Source organism: Flagellimonas nanhaiensis (genome assembly GCF_003382275.1).
In the GTDB taxonomy this organism is placed as follows: Bacteria; Bacteroidota; Bacteroidia; order Flavobacteriales; family Flavobacteriaceae; genus Flagellimonas; species Flagellimonas nanhaiensis.
The window spans coordinates 152,032-167,115 of sequence record NZ_QTJX01000003.1; the positions used below are offsets into that span (position 1 = coordinate 152,032).

Annotated in this window: 14 protein-coding genes and 1 tRNA gene; 10 read left to right on the top strand and 5 right to left on the bottom strand. The window is 39.8% G+C overall.

Translation table 11 applies throughout. The annotated features are described in order from the left end of the window. Positions 1–32 precede the first annotated feature (32 nt). Both DX873_RS13615 and DX873_RS13620 read right to left on the bottom strand, forming a co-directional pair. Positions 33–512 (bottom strand): GyrI-like domain-containing protein, encoded by a 480-nt coding sequence (locus tag DX873_RS13615; protein ID WP_116185034.1) that lies wholly within the window; start codon positions 510–512, stop codon positions 33–35. 33 nt (positions 513–545) lie between these two features. After that, a complete protein-coding gene (locus DX873_RS13620; RefSeq protein WP_116185256.1) occupies positions 546–1,535 on the bottom strand; it encodes an isoaspartyl peptidase/L-asparaginase family protein in 990 nt (329 codons plus the stop codon). Positions 1,536–1,574: 39 nt separating this feature from the next. Between DX873_RS13620 and DX873_RS13625 the strand changes: the two genes are divergently transcribed. From DX873_RS13625 to DX873_RS13640, 4 genes are all read left to right on the top strand, one after another. Next, entirely contained in the window at positions 1,575–2,294 is a 720-nt protein-coding gene (locus DX873_RS13625) for a copper homeostasis protein CutC (protein ID WP_116185035.1), read from the top strand. A 56-nt stretch (positions 2,295–2,350) separates the two neighbouring features. Then, complete coding sequence (locus tag DX873_RS13630; RefSeq protein WP_116185036.1) at positions 2,351–3,583, top strand: metallophosphoesterase; 1,233 nt, start codon at positions 2,351–2,353, stop codon at positions 3,581–3,583. Positions 3,584–3,787: 204 nt separating this feature from the next. After that, the gene (locus DX873_RS13635; RefSeq protein ID WP_116185037.1) at positions 3,788–4,291 is read left to right on the top strand and encodes a hypothetical protein; all 504 of its coding nucleotides are present in this window, start codon (positions 3,788–3,790) and stop codon (positions 4,289–4,291) included. A 163-nt stretch (positions 4,292–4,454) separates the two neighbouring features. Continuing rightward, positions 4,455–4,751, top strand: coding sequence for a thioredoxin family protein (locus tag DX873_RS13640; RefSeq protein WP_116185038.1), 297 nt, complete (start codon positions 4,455–4,457; stop codon positions 4,749–4,751). A gap of 23 nt (positions 4,752–4,774) precedes the next feature. Here the strand turns inward: DX873_RS13640 and DX873_RS13645 are convergent, their stop codons facing one another. Beyond that, the gene (locus DX873_RS13645) at positions 4,775–8,107 is read right to left on the bottom strand and encodes a glycosyltransferase family 117 protein (protein WP_116185039.1); all 3,333 of its coding nucleotides are present in this window, start codon (positions 8,105–8,107) and stop codon (positions 4,775–4,777) included. A gap of 193 nt (positions 8,108–8,300) precedes the next feature. On the opposite strand from DX873_RS13645, the gene DX873_RS13650 reads away from it, so the two are divergent. Further along, positions 8,301–8,372, top strand: a tRNA-Gln gene (locus DX873_RS13650). Between the two features lie 25 nt (positions 8,373–8,397). On the opposite strand, the gene DX873_RS13655 is transcribed toward DX873_RS13650, so the two are convergent. Continuing rightward, positions 8,398–8,961, bottom strand: coding sequence for a hypothetical protein (locus DX873_RS13655; RefSeq protein WP_116185040.1), 564 nt, complete (start codon positions 8,959–8,961; stop codon positions 8,398–8,400). Between the two features lie 62 nt (positions 8,962–9,023). After that, entirely contained in the window at positions 9,024–9,884 is an 861-nt protein-coding gene (locus tag DX873_RS13660) for an alpha/beta hydrolase family protein (protein ID WP_116185041.1), read from the bottom strand. A gap of 226 nt (positions 9,885–10,110) precedes the next feature. Here DX873_RS13660 and DX873_RS13665 point away from each other — a divergent pair, with 226 nt between their 5' ends. The 5 genes from DX873_RS13665 to DX873_RS13685 all read left to right on the top strand — a co-directional run bounded on the left by DX873_RS13665 (position 10,111) and on the right by DX873_RS13685 (position 15,058). Next, entirely contained in the window at positions 10,111–11,244 is a 1,134-nt protein-coding gene (locus DX873_RS13665; RefSeq protein ID WP_116185042.1) for a helix-turn-helix domain-containing protein, read from the top strand. A 111-nt stretch (positions 11,245–11,355) separates the two neighbouring features. Then, positions 11,356–12,504, top strand: coding sequence for a serine hydrolase domain-containing protein (locus DX873_RS13670; RefSeq protein WP_116185043.1), 1,149 nt, complete (start codon positions 11,356–11,358; stop codon positions 12,502–12,504). Positions 12,505–12,536: 32 nt separating this feature from the next. Then, positions 12,537–12,875, top strand: a complete 339-nt coding sequence (locus tag DX873_RS13675; protein WP_116185044.1) for a DUF3291 domain-containing protein — start codon at positions 12,537–12,539, stop codon at positions 12,873–12,875. Further along, complete coding sequence (locus tag DX873_RS13680; RefSeq protein WP_181899513.1) at positions 12,868–13,839, top strand: alpha/beta hydrolase; 972 nt, start codon at positions 12,868–12,870, stop codon at positions 13,837–13,839. The genes DX873_RS13675 and DX873_RS13680 overlap by 8 nt, the downstream gene beginning before the upstream one ends. A gap of 196 nt (positions 13,840–14,035) precedes the next feature. Further along, positions 14,036–15,058, top strand: coding sequence for a hypothetical protein (locus DX873_RS13685; RefSeq protein WP_116185046.1), 1,023 nt, complete (start codon positions 14,036–14,038; stop codon positions 15,056–15,058). The last annotated feature ends 26 nt before the right edge of the window (positions 15,059–15,084 follow it).

Below are 15,084 nucleotides of genomic sequence, written 5' to 3' on the forward strand. Positions count from 1 at the left end.
TTGTTTGAGCTTTAAATTGATTCAGCTTGGATTTAACTTTTTTCTTTAACAGGTATCCAAATTTCTTCTTCAGAATCTGGGTCATTGTTTTTATAGTTTTCTCCCAATACCTCAAAGTGGGGCCTGTCATCAATTTGAAAATCGGATGCAGGCAACCATTCCCTAAAGATATATTCAAATATGGAGGTGTCAGTACTGGAACCTTTGTAATCAAAAACTGCATATAAACCTCCCTCTAAATTGAAGGAGTTCATTCCATCTGGAACACTTTCAAAATCTTCCACTTCTACCGTAGCCCATTTTTCAAATTCATTGCCGGGGCTGAAATCTTTATAATAGTTAGCCGGGTAAATCTGCATGGAGATTTTGTCTTGGGACACTTTGTTCTGTATTTCCTTGATTTTTGGAGCGAAACTTTTCCAAAGTAGCCCTGTTTTATTCTGAATGAGGCTCATTTTTATGTGATGCCCCACTAACTTTTTTTCTTTTAATTTTTCAATTCTGGGAACCATACTAGTTTTTGGTTGGGGTTAAATCCTATGGTTTTATGAATAAAAACTCTTTACGGTATTGTTCTCATGCCCACTTTCACTGTATTCACGGTAGGTAAAACCGGGATGCACGCAGTAGCCTCCAGTTTCACCTTGTTTATTGATGGCCAGAAACCCAATTTGAAAATCCTCACGGCCCTCGTTCTTTTTCATAATGCGTTTCACACCTTCTTCGCAAGCTTCCTGCGGACTCATACCTTGTCGCATCAACTCCACAATCAAAAAACTACCCACGGTCCGGATGACTTCTTCTCCAACTCCGGTAGCCGTGGCACCACCCACTTCGTTGTCCACAAATAATCCAGCACCAATTATCGGGGAGTCTCCCACGCGCCCTGCTACTTTGTAGGCCATGCCGCTAGTGGTACAGGCCCCGGCAATGTCACCATTTTTATCAATGGCCAACATACCGATGGTATCGTGGTTTTCAATATTGATGGTGGTCTCGTATTTTGAGGTCTTTTTCCATTCTTCATATTGCTTTCGAGTACTTTCTGTAAAGAGGTCTTCTTTTTTAAAACCTTGTTCGTAGGCAAATTGTTCTGCGCCTTTTCCGGCCAAAATAATATGGGGAGTTTCTTCCATGACTTTTCGGGCCACAGAAACGGGATGTGCAATATTTTGAAGATACACTACAGAGCCACAATTACCATCTTTGTCCATGATGCAGGCGTCCAAGGTTACATTGCCATCTCGGTCCGGTCTTCCCCCTTTGCCCACGGTTTCGTTGGTCACGTCAGCTTCTTCCACTCGAACTCCTTGTTCCACAGCGTCGAGGGCACTTCCTCCGGCATCAAGTACTTCCCAAGCTTTGGCAGTGGCATTTAAGAAGTTCCATGTGCAAACTGCCACAGGTCTGATGGGAGGGAGGGTAGCGCTTTCAGGTTCAATTTTGTTTTCGGTTTTACAGGAGGCCAGAATAGATGTAGATAAGAACCCAGCTGTGGTTAAGCCGGAATTTTTCAAGAATTTGCGTCGTTTCATGGACTGGTTGTTTAATTTTAGGGAATTAAAGATAGCCAAATGCTGGTAGAAGTTTGTGCCAATTCTTTGGAATCGGCAATCAGTGCCCAAAAGGCAGGGGCGGACCGTATTGAACTTTGTTCGGAACTCAGTGTGGGAGGGGTTACACCATCCTTTGGACTCTTGGAAATGGTAAAAAAACAGCTTACTATTCCGGTCCATCTGTTAATTCGTCCTAGGAGTGGTCACTTTACCTATTCGGATATGGAGTTTGAGGTCATGAAGGCGGATATTGAAAAATGTAGGGAGTTGGGGGTTGATGGGATTGTTTCTGGAATTTTGAAAGCGGATTTTACCCTGGATGTTGAGCGCACCAAAGCATTGGTGGAACTGGGCGAGGGTTTACATTTTACCTTTCATCGTGCTTTTGATTGGGTGATGAACCCCGAACTTGCCTTAAGGCAATTGGAAGAAATTGGTGCATCGACCGTCTTGACGTCGGGAACCTTTGAATCTGCCGCATCTGGTATTCAGAATTTAAAGAAATGGCAAGATCAGACGGAAATGACCATCATGGCAGGTGGAGGAGTTTCATCTAAAAATGCTTCAATGTTTAAAGAGGCTGGGTTACGGGCCCTGCATTTATCAGGGACCCACTTTGTTAATTCTTTGGATTTACGTAACAATATCAGCATGAATTCGTCCAAACATTGGGTGGAAAACAAGGTGCCCCAAACCGACGAAGCACTTGTGCATCAGGTGGTGCAAATCGTTAAATAAACTTAAAACGGCCCTGATTTCAGCCAATTACCAATAATTTTGCAAAAAAAATTGATATGCCTCGATTCGTAATCATATTATCACTAATCTACATTGTGATGGCCATTTATGGCTTTCAGGCCTTCAAGACAGTGTTCAAAAATCAATGGGCGCATTGGGCCTACGGGGTCTTTTTTTTGGGCGCTTTGTTGTTTTTGATCATCAAGGTATTAGCCTATGAACCCGGAGATGGATTCAGGGGAACCGTGGCCGTGGCATCCGGTATTTTCTTTTCGTTTTTTCTTTTGGCGATTGTGTTGGGCTCCTTTATGTTGTTGGAGGATATAGGTCGCTTGTTTGCTTTTGGCTATAATAAGATTGTAGGATTGTCCGAATCCCAGACCGGTTATTTCCCTTCGCGAAGAAAGTTTGTCAGCGCCATTGCGGTAGGTTTGGCCTCCATTCCCTTCGGAGCTTTGCTCTATGGCATGTACCGAGGTAAATACAACTATCAAGTATTAAAGTACGAATTGGAGTTTGATGATCTTCCCGATGCTTTTGATGGATATCAGATTACCCAAATCTCCGATGTGCACAGTGGTAGTTTTGATGATAGGGAAAAGGTGGCCTACGGTATCGACCTGATCAATGAACAACAGAGTGATGTCATTTTCTTTACAGGGGATATGGTTAATGACAAAACTTCGGAAATGGTACCCTGGAAGGATGTTTTTTCCCGACTTGAGGCCAAAGATGGTATGTTCTCCATTTTGGGTAACCATGATTACGGAGATTATACCAGTTGGAAGACCGAAGAGGCCAAAGTACAGAACTTGGAAGACCTCAAAGCACTGCAAAAAGAGATGGGTTTTGATTTGATTCTAAACTCGCATAGATATTTAGAAAAAGATGGTCAAAAAATTGCCTTGGTCGGGGTGGAAAATTGGGGCCGGGGAGGATTTAAAAAAGCCGGGGACCTAAATAAGGCCAAAGAAGGTATTTCCAAAGACGATTTTAAAATATTGTTGAGCCACGATCCCTCGCATTGGGAAGATATCGTGCTCAAGGACGATTATCACTTCCACTTGACCTTAAGTGGGCATACCCACGGGATGCAGTTTGGTGTAGAGATTCCAGGCTGGGTAAAATGGAGCCCGGTAAAATGGCGCTATAAATATTGGGCCGGACTGTACAAAGAATTAGGGCAGTTCATTAATGTAAACCGAGGCTTTGGATTTATCGGTTACCCTGGACGTGTTGGAATTTGGCCGGAGATTTCTGTGATTACCCTTAAAAAACGAAATGCTTAACTGATTTAGCAGTTATTTTTTACAGAGGTTTTCTTCTCAATCCATAAGCTAATTCACTTCTTGCTGAAAGTATGGCTTTATCCAATAGCCTCACTATCTATATCTTGTGTTTTTATCCCAAAACAGTAGAATATCGGAAGTCATTTTTGCGCAATGCGAAAAAAGCATGATTTTTTGTTTATCTTAAAGACGTAAAACTACGTTGTGAAAACCCTACCGGCTTATTTAATCGTTTTTGTTTGTTGCTTTTTAAGCATCAACTGTTCAAATAATAACAATACTAGTGATGATGAGGATGAAATGATAGATGATTTTAGCGACAGTCCATTGATTGGTGAATGGACCGCATTTCAGATAGGTGTGGTCAATGATGACAATAGTGAAGAATCTGCTGATGACCCATGTGGTGTTTTTCAAAAAATCACATTTTTTGTAGATGGTACTTTTGAAACAGACAATCATGTTCTTGATGAGGGTAATTGTGTCCTTGCTAGTACGAGGCCGGGAGAATTTAGAGAAATTGATGATGTCAATTTCCCTGATGCAAATTACGAGTTAAAATTGCTTAGATTCGGAGATATGTCCGAAGAAAGCAGATATCCCGAAATAACTATTGAAAATGATGGTTCAATGCGTATTCAATATCCCTGGGACGCATCTGCAATGGATGACATTGCCTATTCTTTCACCATATATCAAAAAAATTGAACGAATCTTGCCTTAAGGGTACCGATAAATCTGCATTGATGTATCCAAAGTGAAAAAGAAAGCTTTAACTTGAATTTAACGAGTCTCAATACGGTAAAGCATTGACTTCATGTAAAACTTTAACAAATTTTCTTACTTTTGGCTGGTAAACCATTGAATACACATGTCTAAATTTGGTGAACTCATAGATGTAAACGTCCCTGTACTGTTGGACTTTTACGCGGAGTGGAACGAACAGTCCACCTCCATGCACCCAGTTTTGCGCGATGTTGCTGCGGCTCTTGGTGATAAGGGTAAAGTGATCAAGATTGATGTGGATAAAAACAAGGAGCTTTCCCAGGCTTTGAGAATCAAGGGATTGCCTACGTTGATGATCTACAAAAAGGGTGAAATGGTCTGGCGACAAAGTGGAGAACAGGATGCCAACACACTCATAGGCATCTTGAACGAATATATTTAAAGCGAGGTTTTACCCTCGCTTTTTTATTGTTCCAGTACTGCTGAATCTTGAACGGCCTCTATGGTATCCATAGGAACTGAGTCCTGAAGGTCTGGGTCTTGAACCGGGTCTTCTTCAAAGGTATCATCGTCACTTCCCATAAATTGCGAGAATTTATCAATGTATTCATTGAAGATGATCATTTCAGATTCGGCCAGTTCCCTATCTCCGTTTTCTATTAGGATATCAATGTTCCTTCTGTAGGCCTGCATGTCGGCAAGGATGTCATCAATTTTTTCGTATTGCTCATCCAAGGGTACGCCGGCGTAGTACTCTAAACGTTCTTGATAGACTTTTTTCAGCTTTTCGAATAATGCATGTGCCTTTTCCGTTTCTCCAACTTTGTAATATCCATCTACATAAGGTTCAACAAAGGCATAAAAGCCATAATGTTCCACAGGCATGTTGGTCATGGCTATTTCAATAATGTCCTTGGCCTTGTCAATTTTGTTTTCAGCAATCAGGGTTTCCATCAAACGGGCTAAATTGCTTCGGAAAGAGAGTCCTTGTGATCGGGTTTGTGGATCGTGATAAATTTTATCACTCCCAGAATTGCCCCAATCCCATTTGGTGACAATCTCATACATCAAATCGGTATCAATACGTCCCATTTCAAAAGAGCTTTCATTTTTGGTCTTAATGGGAACCAATTTATAGACCAATCCATCCAGTTGAAGGTAGTCTTTCATCCAGATGTATTCGGCTCGGTCAAAACTTCCTCCTGAGAAATAAACAGGTCTCTTCCAATCGTTGTTGGCAATAAGGTCCAACATTAGAATTCTGTTTTTTGGAAGGGCACTTTGCGGAAGATCAATATCGATATAGTCCACAATAAGGGCTGAATCCTTTTCCTTAACGATGCCACTTTCCAATACGTTCTTTTTATTGACCGGAATCCTTATTTTGTTGGTGGGATAATACACAATATCCAGATTGCTTTCTGGATAGTTGCTGAGGTCGGCCCCTTGTTTTTCCAGCAGGTATTTGAATTTGGTCTGGGGCTTATCACTTCCAATCCAGTTCATGAAATCCTTGATGTTCCACCTACTTTCTGTAATTCCCTGATAGTACACAGCATCCCTTGAGCCATATCGGTATTTATCATGGGTCAATTGCGATGGAATGGGGTCACTTTCGTATGCTTTGCGTTTCATTTGGTCAATGTACCAGTCGGTGGCAAAGAGACTGGTGTTCACAATACGAACATCGGTGCGGTGTCCTTCAATTTCTTGGGCATACCATAACGGGAAGGTGTCATTATCACCAATGGTGAACAGAATGGCACCGACATCTTCCTGGCAAGAATCCAGATAGGCCTTGGCCGTGGACCGCGCCGTATAGCGTCCTGATCTGTCATGGTCGTCCCAATTCTGGAAGGCCATCAACAGCGGAACTGCCAAAAGACAGAGTGTGGTGATAACGGGAGCGGCTATTTTGGCCGACAGAAATTTTCGGAATTCATCATACAGTCCATATACCCCAATTCCTATCCAAATACAGAACACGTAGAACGATCCCACCAAGGAATAATCCCGTTCACGGGGTTGAAAGATATAGGGGTTGGTATAGAACTGTATGGCCAATCCGGTGAAAAGGAAAAATACCAAAAGCGCCCAAAAGTGCTTCGGGTTTTTAGAAATTTGAAATACAATGCCAATGATTCCCAACAGAAGTGGTAGGAAGAAATAGGTGTTTCTTGACTTGTTGTTTTTCCAATCCGAAGGAAGGTTGTCCTGACTACCCAGTCTAAGACTGTCAATGAATCCGATCCCGCTTAGCCAATGTCCATTTTCATCATATCGTCCCTGGACATCATTTTGTCTTCCAGCAAAGTTCCACATAAAGTAGCGCATATACATATAGCCAAACTGAAACTGAAAGAGATAGCGCAGGTTTTGTCCAAAGGTTGGAGGTTCAACCTCAATGTATTCACCAAATTCCCTAAGAAAACGAACATATTGTTCAGCATCTAGCTCACCTTGTTGATAAGCCGTTTTAAATTGTCCTACGGCTTGCCTTAGATCATTATTGGAAATGTATTCTGATTTTATCCTAAAATCCAGTTCCCCAAAATAGCGTATGTAGTTTTCGGCATGTTGGTCGCTCCACATCCTGGGCATGATGCCAACGTGCTTTTCATTGGGCCCTTGCATTGCGTTCTTGTAGTTGTTCACAATGACATACTTGCCCAGTTTTTCATCTTTTTCGTATTTGGGGCGATCGTCCTTGTCCTCGCCTGCAGGTGCAAAGGTGTCTGAATAATAGGCGCCATAAAACGGACTGTCCACTCCGGGATATTGTTCACGATTGTAGTACGCCAAAAGAGAACGTGCATCGGAAGGATTGTTCTCGTTGACCACGGTATTGGCATTGGCTCTGATCGGAAGCATCAACCATGAGGAAAAACCAAGAATCAAAAACATCAAACAGAGTACAATGATGTTTCCGGTATGAAAGTTATTTTTTCGGGTATATCGAAGTGCAAAAAAGAAGGCGAAGATGAAAATCAGCCCCATTATGATGGTTCCTGAATTAAAGGGGAGTCCCACCTCGTTGATAAAGAAGACCTCGCTCCAACCAAAAAGTTTCAAGACATAGGTAAGGGAAAACTTATAGACCAAAATCAACACACCGATTACTGCTAGGTTGGCCAGTAGAAAGCCTTTAACCGTAGTCTTCTTGTACTTCTTAAAATAGAACAGGAGTCCTATAGAGGGAATGGCCAAGAAGCCCATAAACTGTATTCCGAAAGTGAGTCCTATCACAAAACAAATGAGCAATAACCATCTGTGTCCTCGGGGTTCATCCAGATTGTCCGTCCATTTCAGTCCCAACCAAAGCAATAGGGCCATAATAAAACTGGCCATAGCGTATACTTCAGTTTCTACGGCATTGAACCAAAAACTGTCTGAAAACGTGAAGGCAAGCGCTCCGACCATTCCGCTTCCAAAAATGGCAATAGCTTTGCTATTGGTTACGGCCTTCTTCTTTGAAATGAGTTTTTTGGTAAGGTTGGTTATGGTCCAAAAGGTGAACAAAACTGCCAAAGCACTTGATACCACGGAGACGGCATTCACCATTAGTGCAATCTTGGAAGGATCATTAAAGGCAAAAAGGGCGAAAAAGGCGCCTATCATTTGTAAAAGTGGCGCTCCTGGAGGGTGGCCCACCTGCAATTTTGCAGAAGTGGTAATGTACTCCCCGGCATCCCAAAAACTCCCAGTGGGTTCAACGGTAAGTGCATATACGATAAAGGCTATTAGGAAGGAAACCCACCCTAGAATGGTGTCCCATTTTTTGAAGTCTTTTGCGAACATATGAATGGTTGTTAACCGAGTTGGGGCGAATTTAGTAAATATAAGAGAGAAGCCTGACCAATTTTGCAAAAGCTTTAACAGCAGACAGGTAGAAAAATAGACCGTATTCTTTGGAAATTATTTGTAGAAGCCAAAGTTTGTTATAAATTTGCACGCTCGAAAGCTGAAGTTGATTCAACTTAAATTATGGTACTGGCCTATGGTGTAATTGGTAACACAGCTGATTTTGGTTCAGTCGTTCAAGGTTCGAGTCCTTGTAGGCCAACAGAAACCCCTTAAAAACTTCGTTTTTAAGGGGTTTTGTTCTTTTTGACAGACTCCATCATAATATACAAGCCATAGGATGCCGGTATTAATGGAAATATTGCTGTATACATGCCAGAAACATAGTGAAAGGTGCCATCATGTATAAAAGGAAAGACAAAATGTGACAACTCCGAAATGGTCATTGCCACAAAAAAGAAGCATAGTAAATAGTGTCCCACCCTTGTCTCTTTAATAATCAGTATTGCGCCGGTAACCCATAGTATTGGGGCTGCAAAGGCCGCAATGGTCACGAAATTTTTCTCCAACATATGAAATCCAGTGATTTCGGTCATGGCAACCTCAAAATCTGTTATATACTCTTCGTAAACATGAATGATGAATAGCATTACCGTGAATAGGTATGGAACAATTATCTTTCTAGTGGATATGGGTGTTCTAAAGGTGGTGAAAATCCAAAGGAGAAATCCGCCTATGGAAGCCGAAGAAAAGATAAGCGCGGGTATTTTCCCTAAAAAGATAAATGCTGAACCAATAAACAGAATATTGATTAATACAACGATTCCCAAGGATACACTTTTACTGTTCATCTTTTATAAATTAAAATGGTTGATTCGTTATTGTATTGGCAGTGAATCTTCTAAAATCCAGATTATTTGTTGTCATTCAACCAATTCTCCAAATTTTGAAGCAACATACTGGGATAAGCCTGCGTGTCTATGTCCAATAAGTCATGGTCTGCATTTTCATAGAAATGAATGGTGAATTTTGATTTCTGCATTCCTTCTATCAAAGCCTTATCATATAAAGTGGGATGGCTTTGATCTTTACCACCTAAAATAAAAAGTGTGGGCACGTCAGTTTCTGTTAGAGTTGGTTTTGGATCGTACCCAAGAGGTCCGTCATATTCGTTTAAGGCCTCGTTTGCATCTTCAATGGAATAGTTGGATTGTTCGATTAGATTTTCATAGTGTTGTTCAATACCAGTTGAGGTTGCTCCTCCGCTTGCCATTACCATCAATCCAATGTCTTTACCAATTTTGTCATAAGCAATTGTGTTGACCCATGTGCCCTGGCTAGAGCCGAACAATCCAATCTTATTTGTGTCAATCAACCCATGTGTCTTTAATAGTTCCACTATGCTGATAACATCATCAGCACGTGCCGACAAAAATTCCAATGGATTCTCAGGAATCTCGATGGGATAAGAGCCTGTGGAATTACCTAGACCTCTTTTATCATAAATGTAAAGTCCATAGCCAAATGAATTAAACAGGGAAACAAAGTTGGTCAGACCGGCTTTTGTTTCTTCTCCAGAACCTGGAACGATAATCATTGTTGGGAAGGGTCCGTTTCCATCAGGTAAAAACAATTCACCTTCTATAGAGCCATTTTCGACTTGGGTCGTAAATATACCTTGGCGCTCAATCTGATCAGAGGGAATTGAATCATCTTCCTTGGAACAGGAAATAAAAAAACCTAGCAGTATTACTGAAATTAGCGAATATCTCATTTTGTTTTAGTTTTATGATGAGTTGCAAAGGAGAACATATTTGAAAAGCTAAATGCCTCATGTTATAGTTTGAGTCTATGTTTGGCTAATGAGACCTTATATTTTTTGCAAGAAGAGTTTGAAACAAAATAGGATATGGGCCTTGTTCAACATACTTTGCTATTTTGAGTATTTTAGAAATGTCCGTCTTTAAGAAGGGGATGTCAATAAAAATGATTTTAACCCAATGATTTTTCCCATTGTAATTGGTTTGACCATTCTGTCAATATTCTTTTTGTTCATCATAAACAAAAAGAACAAGGTTTTGAGCGATTATTACCTGATTGCCATAATCTTGTTTTTTGTGGGCATTCTCGGGTCGCATATCTTAATGGAAACATGGCCCTCCATTGTGGTCTATTTAATTGTCCTCTTTTTCAATACGTACTATTTTCCAGTGCTCGTGATATACGGGCTCATTCTGTTGGATGGAAAAAACAAGCTCAACAAAAACTGGTTGTGGATTTTCTGTTACCCCATCATTTATAATGTATTCTTGGTGCTGGATATTTTGGTGTTCAATGATTACAGTTCCTTTGCTGATATGCAATCCTTATTTGATAGGCCAACAAAATATCAGCTCTTCTTTTATATCACCCAATATATATATGTTATAGTGTTACTGGTATGGCTGGCAAAAAAACTTAACGCTTATACCGCAAAGATTAAAAATGTTCATTCCTCAATAGAACATATCAATTTAAACTGGTTCCGTTATTTTATACTATCGTTTCTTGGTTTAAGTTCATCTGGATTTGTTGTCTTTCTGTGTTTCAGCTTTGGAATAATTGATAACATTGAAATTCCATTCGGGATTGAGTACATAATTTTTATACTACTCCTATTTTATCTGTGCTACAATGGAATAAGACAATATACCATTGCTGATATGAATCACAAGCAGCTAGGTTCCCAAACAAAATCCCAGCCTATTGAGAAGTACCAGTCTTCCAATCTGGACAATGAAAGTATCGATTTCCATTTCCAGGAAATCACACAATTGTTTGATGAAGAGAAAGTTTTTTTGGAGCCCCAATTAAAAATTGATGACGTAGCCTCAAAACTCAATATTTCAGTGCATAAAATTTCCCAAGTAATCAATTCAAGGTCAAACAAGAACTTCTATGACTTTGTAAACCGTTACCGTGTTGAATACTTCAAAAAATTGCTTTCAGACCCAAATCATAGAAAGTTCACAATTCTTTCTTTAGGCATTGAAAGTGGTTTTAATTCTAAAGCTTCAATGAATCGGGTTTTTAAGAACTATGAGGGGCAATCTCCGAAGGAGTTCCAAAAATCCCAGCATAATTTCAATTCCTGAACAGGGTTTTCCGAAAAGTTAATTGGTCTCAAATTACCGCATGAGGCATTTATCGTGTACCGTGAACGGATATTTGCGCAAAACAATTAACAATCCAAATTTCTATTTAAAATGAAAAACGAGTTTTCAATAATCAAGAAATACCTCTATGCGTCCCTTTTGTTCATGTTCATCTACTGGTTGCAGAGTTGCAGTAGCGATGATAGCAGCAATGATATACCCCAAAATCTTTCTGCTGTAATTGACGATGTTTTAGAAAAGCAGGCTTCTAACCGACCTGGAGTTGCCGTCTTAGTAAGAAAAGATGGAGATGTAGTTTATCAACAGACCAAAGGTCTAGCAAGAACCAGTGATAATCTTTCCATAAATTCCAACACTGGATTTCGAATTGGTTCCATAACCAAAACCTTTACGGCCCTAGGGATAATGAAACTAGTGGAGCAGGATTTGATTTCTTTAGAAGACAAGGTTATGGATTTTATTCCTGAGTTATCCGATGCCTTTAGTAGTATATCCGTAAAGCAATTGCTGGACCATAGTGCGGGGCTTTTGGATTATATTGATGACAACAATGATTTATCCACTTTGGATGGAGTTACCACTTCTCAAGTGCTGGATTTGATTCCGATATCTGGATTAGAAAATCTACTTTTTGAACCCGGAACTTCGGCTGAGTACTCCAACACCGGCTATGTTTTTTTAGCCTTGATCATAGAGCGAATAAGTAGAATGAGCTACCCATCTTATATGCAAACCAACATATTTGCACCACTTGGAATGAGCAACACCTTTGTTATTAATGAAAATGAACATTTGGGAGATAAGAATGGCAACTACGCTCTAAATTTTGGTAATTTAATTAAGGTAAAAGGCTTTGATTCCCTGATTTATGGCCCAAGTGGAATAGTAAGTACCATCAATGACCTTAATCTATTTGTTGAGGCAATACTGTTAAATCAGATTGTTTCTGAAACCACACTACAGTCAATGATACAACCCTCCTCATCAATTTCCTGGTTGGGGGATTATGGCCTTGGTTGGATTACAGGCACAGGAACCAATTATTGGCATCAAGATGCCAATCTTACAGACTCCAATGATTATTGGCATATTGGTGGATTTGATGGGTATCGCAGTATTTTATCCATTAACCCGAACCTAAATCTTGAAATAATCATATTGACCAATAATGGAGATGCTAGTCAAGAACTATCTTACTCCATAGTGAGAAAGGTTAGGGAATATTACAAGGGCAATTAGGGAATACTTAGCCATCAATAAAAAAATGAATTATGGTATTGGCAATAACCAGCATCGAATTAAAATCGCCCCTTTTGTTCTTCAGATTATCACTGGTTTCACTACAAGTGATAAATCAATTAAAGAACTCCTCATGTATAGACTATAGAACCACAGGGTTTTGGAAAAAACACTATACAATTACCTTGTGGAGAGACAAAGAAGAAATGCAGAATTTCTCACGAAATGGAAATCACCTATATGCCATGGGCAAGAGTAGATTCATTGCTAAGGAAATAAGAGTTGCAATCCTAAATATGGATGAGTTCCCAAATTGGAAAGAAGCTAAGACTCTACTGGCTCATTCTGGTAAAATTCACAAGTATGAATGAATCAAAATACACCTTCAATCTAGTATTTGTCATTACTCGTGTACTTTTTCGAAGAATTTTTAACATTAAAAAATACCCTAATTGGTCTTTGAAAACAGAAATCATATGGGCCACATCGCGATTGACTCTTTTATCCTCCAATGAATATGGACTGCCATGGCTTAAAAGCTTATCCAAAAAATTTACCCCTAAACCTAAGATGGGAAAGAAAGTCAATATTGAACATGCGACCTTAAATGGAACTGTATTTTTGAAAATCACTCCGCTAAAACCCTATAAAAGCGATAGTGCCATTATTTATTTTCATGGGGGTGGGTATGTTTTGGGTTCTCCGGAAGCGACCTTGGAATTTTCAGTTAAACTGAGTTCTTGCTCAAACCTGGCCATATATGTTCCTGATTATCCAAAGGCGCCAGAAATGTTATATCCAAAGGCCCACACTTCAAGCATTGATTTTGTGAGGGACATTTCAGGAAACTATGATGATTTACTTTTGATGGGGGATTCTGCAGGAGCTGCACTGGTTTTATCAACATTTAAAAATCTAAAAGCAGTGGAAAAGGATAAGATTTCAGGAACAGTTTTAATTTCTCCTTGGATTGATCCATTGGCAAGTGCAGGTTCCATAAATTACAATGCCGATAATGATGTTGGAAACCGAACATTTGTTACGAATTGTTATCGACTTTATCTGGGACAAAAAACTGAAAATCCAGAGCACCCCATGACATTTGACAAGTCAAATATTATCTCCATGCCAAGAACATTTGTAAGTGTGGGAAGTGCCGAGATTCTCTTCAGCCAAGTTTCAGAATTCCAAAACAATCTATTGAAAATGGATACCAAAGTACATTTTAGAACATATAAGAATATGTTCCATACATTTTGGAACCATCCCAAGAACATTGGTGAGGCGATGCAACTTATTCATGATATTTCCAATTGGATTTTCAAGTGGGAATAACTGTAATATGACCTGGTCTCCGTTCCTAAAAGGGTTTTGAGAGGATAGGTTTTTATGGGTTGCTTAAACTTTCATTATTTTTAGTGAATAGCTTTAACTTGATAAATACAATTTGGACGTAGTTTCTTTGACTCAAGTCTCCACCTTCTACGGTTGGTGGCAGTTTTCCGTATGTTTTTTCGCATTCCTGGCTTTAATGTCCATCTGGTATCATATTGGCAAGAAACAAGATGATTTTGGCCAAGTATGGTTGGCACTTTCAATTCTTTGTTGGTCATTCTCCGGATTGGTTGAAATTGTTTCCTGGGAGAACATGGGGCTGGGCCTGCATTTTAAAGAAGGGTTTAGAAGCATATTTTCATTACTGAACAGTCTTTTTATACTCCTTGCCCTACCGTGGTTTAGATATCTTCCCAAGCCGTTTGAACCTTTGATCAAGTCCAATTTTTGGCCTTATGTTATTGGAGTGCCATTTGTTTTTGCTCTTTTGCCCACGCTCCATAAAATGTTCCTGGCAAGCACCGCATCGATAATCAGCGAACTGGATGTTTATTATGCCATACTGACCTTGTTTTTCCTGGGCTTTGTTTTATGGGAATCATTTGTGAAAAGAAGGTTGCCGCTACTTGGTTGGCTTTCCATAATTACAGTTTTTATTACCCTATTGGCCCAGATGTACAAGCTTTTGGATGATACCATTAACCTATTGTTGTTCTCGGCCATATTTAAGACATCCTTGATAATGCTTTTCTTTGCCTTGGCCCTAAGTTGGGTTAAGGAACTCACCGAAACTGTAATTCCTGCACCGCACCAGCTAAAACTTCATTTTTTCAGAAAGAGCGGATTGCCAAACAAAGAAAACTTTCAGGTTTCCATGCAAGGATTTTCAAGAAATGAAGATAGGGTGGTGTCGCTTACCCCGGCCCTATATAAACTGTTCAAGCTCTTTGCAGAACGTAAACTTGTCGAAGCCGATGGATGGCTCGAAATAAAACCCAAAAATTTCGATGTCTCCAAAACCTATGATATTAATGACCATAATGAGTTAAAAAGACTTATTTCAGCTTTGCTGGATGGACTCTTTGGCAAAAACTGCTGGACAAAGGATAAACACTTTGTTCCTTTAAAAACTACATTATTTGAAATGTCGGAACAAAGGGAAAGAAAAATCAGGCTACTACTTCCCAAGGAAAATATTACCATAGAAAATGAAGGGTAAACTCCTGATTTGTCAGTTTTTCAGCT

What these genes read in the sequence shown, in the direction of transcription:
- DX873_RS13615 (WP_116185034.1), bottom strand. Translation starts at nt 512, where the DNA reads ATGGTTCCCAGAATTGAAAAATTAAAAGAAAAAAAGTTAGTGGGGCAT.
- DX873_RS13620 (WP_116185256.1), bottom strand. Translation starts at nt 1,535, where the DNA reads ATGAAACGACGCAAATTCTTGAAAAATTCCGGCTTAACCACAGCTGGG.
- DX873_RS13625 (WP_116185035.1), top strand. Translation starts at nt 1,575, where the DNA reads ATGCTGGTAGAAGTTTGTGCCAATTCTTTGGAATCGGCAATCAGTGCC.
- DX873_RS13630 (WP_116185036.1), top strand. Translation starts at nt 2,351, where the DNA reads ATGCCTCGATTCGTAATCATATTATCACTAATCTACATTGTGATGGCC.
- DX873_RS13640 (WP_116185038.1), top strand. Translation starts at nt 4,455, where the DNA reads ATGTCTAAATTTGGTGAACTCATAGATGTAAACGTCCCTGTACTGTTG.
- DX873_RS13645 (WP_116185039.1), bottom strand. Translation starts at nt 8,107, where the DNA reads ATGTTCGCAAAAGACTTCAAAAAATGGGACACCATTCTAGGGTGGGTT.
- DX873_RS13655 (WP_116185040.1), bottom strand. Translation starts at nt 8,961, where the DNA reads ATGAACAGTAAAAGTGTATCCTTGGGAATCGTTGTATTAATCAATATT.
- DX873_RS13660 (WP_116185041.1), bottom strand. Translation starts at nt 9,884, where the DNA reads ATGAGATATTCGCTAATTTCAGTAATACTGCTAGGTTTTTTTATTTCC.
- DX873_RS13665 (WP_116185042.1), top strand. Translation starts at nt 10,111, where the DNA reads ATGATTTTTCCCATTGTAATTGGTTTGACCATTCTGTCAATATTCTTT.
- DX873_RS13670 (WP_116185043.1), top strand. Translation starts at nt 11,356, where the DNA reads ATGAAAAACGAGTTTTCAATAATCAAGAAATACCTCTATGCGTCCCTT.
- DX873_RS13675 (WP_116185044.1), top strand. Translation starts at nt 12,537, where the DNA reads ATGGTATTGGCAATAACCAGCATCGAATTAAAATCGCCCCTTTTGTTC.
- DX873_RS13680 (WP_181899513.1), top strand. Translation starts at nt 12,868, where the DNA reads ATGAATGAATCAAAATACACCTTCAATCTAGTATTTGTCATTACTCGT.
- DX873_RS13685 (WP_116185046.1), top strand. Translation starts at nt 14,036, where the DNA reads ATGTCCATCTGGTATCATATTGGCAAGAAACAAGATGATTTTGGCCAA.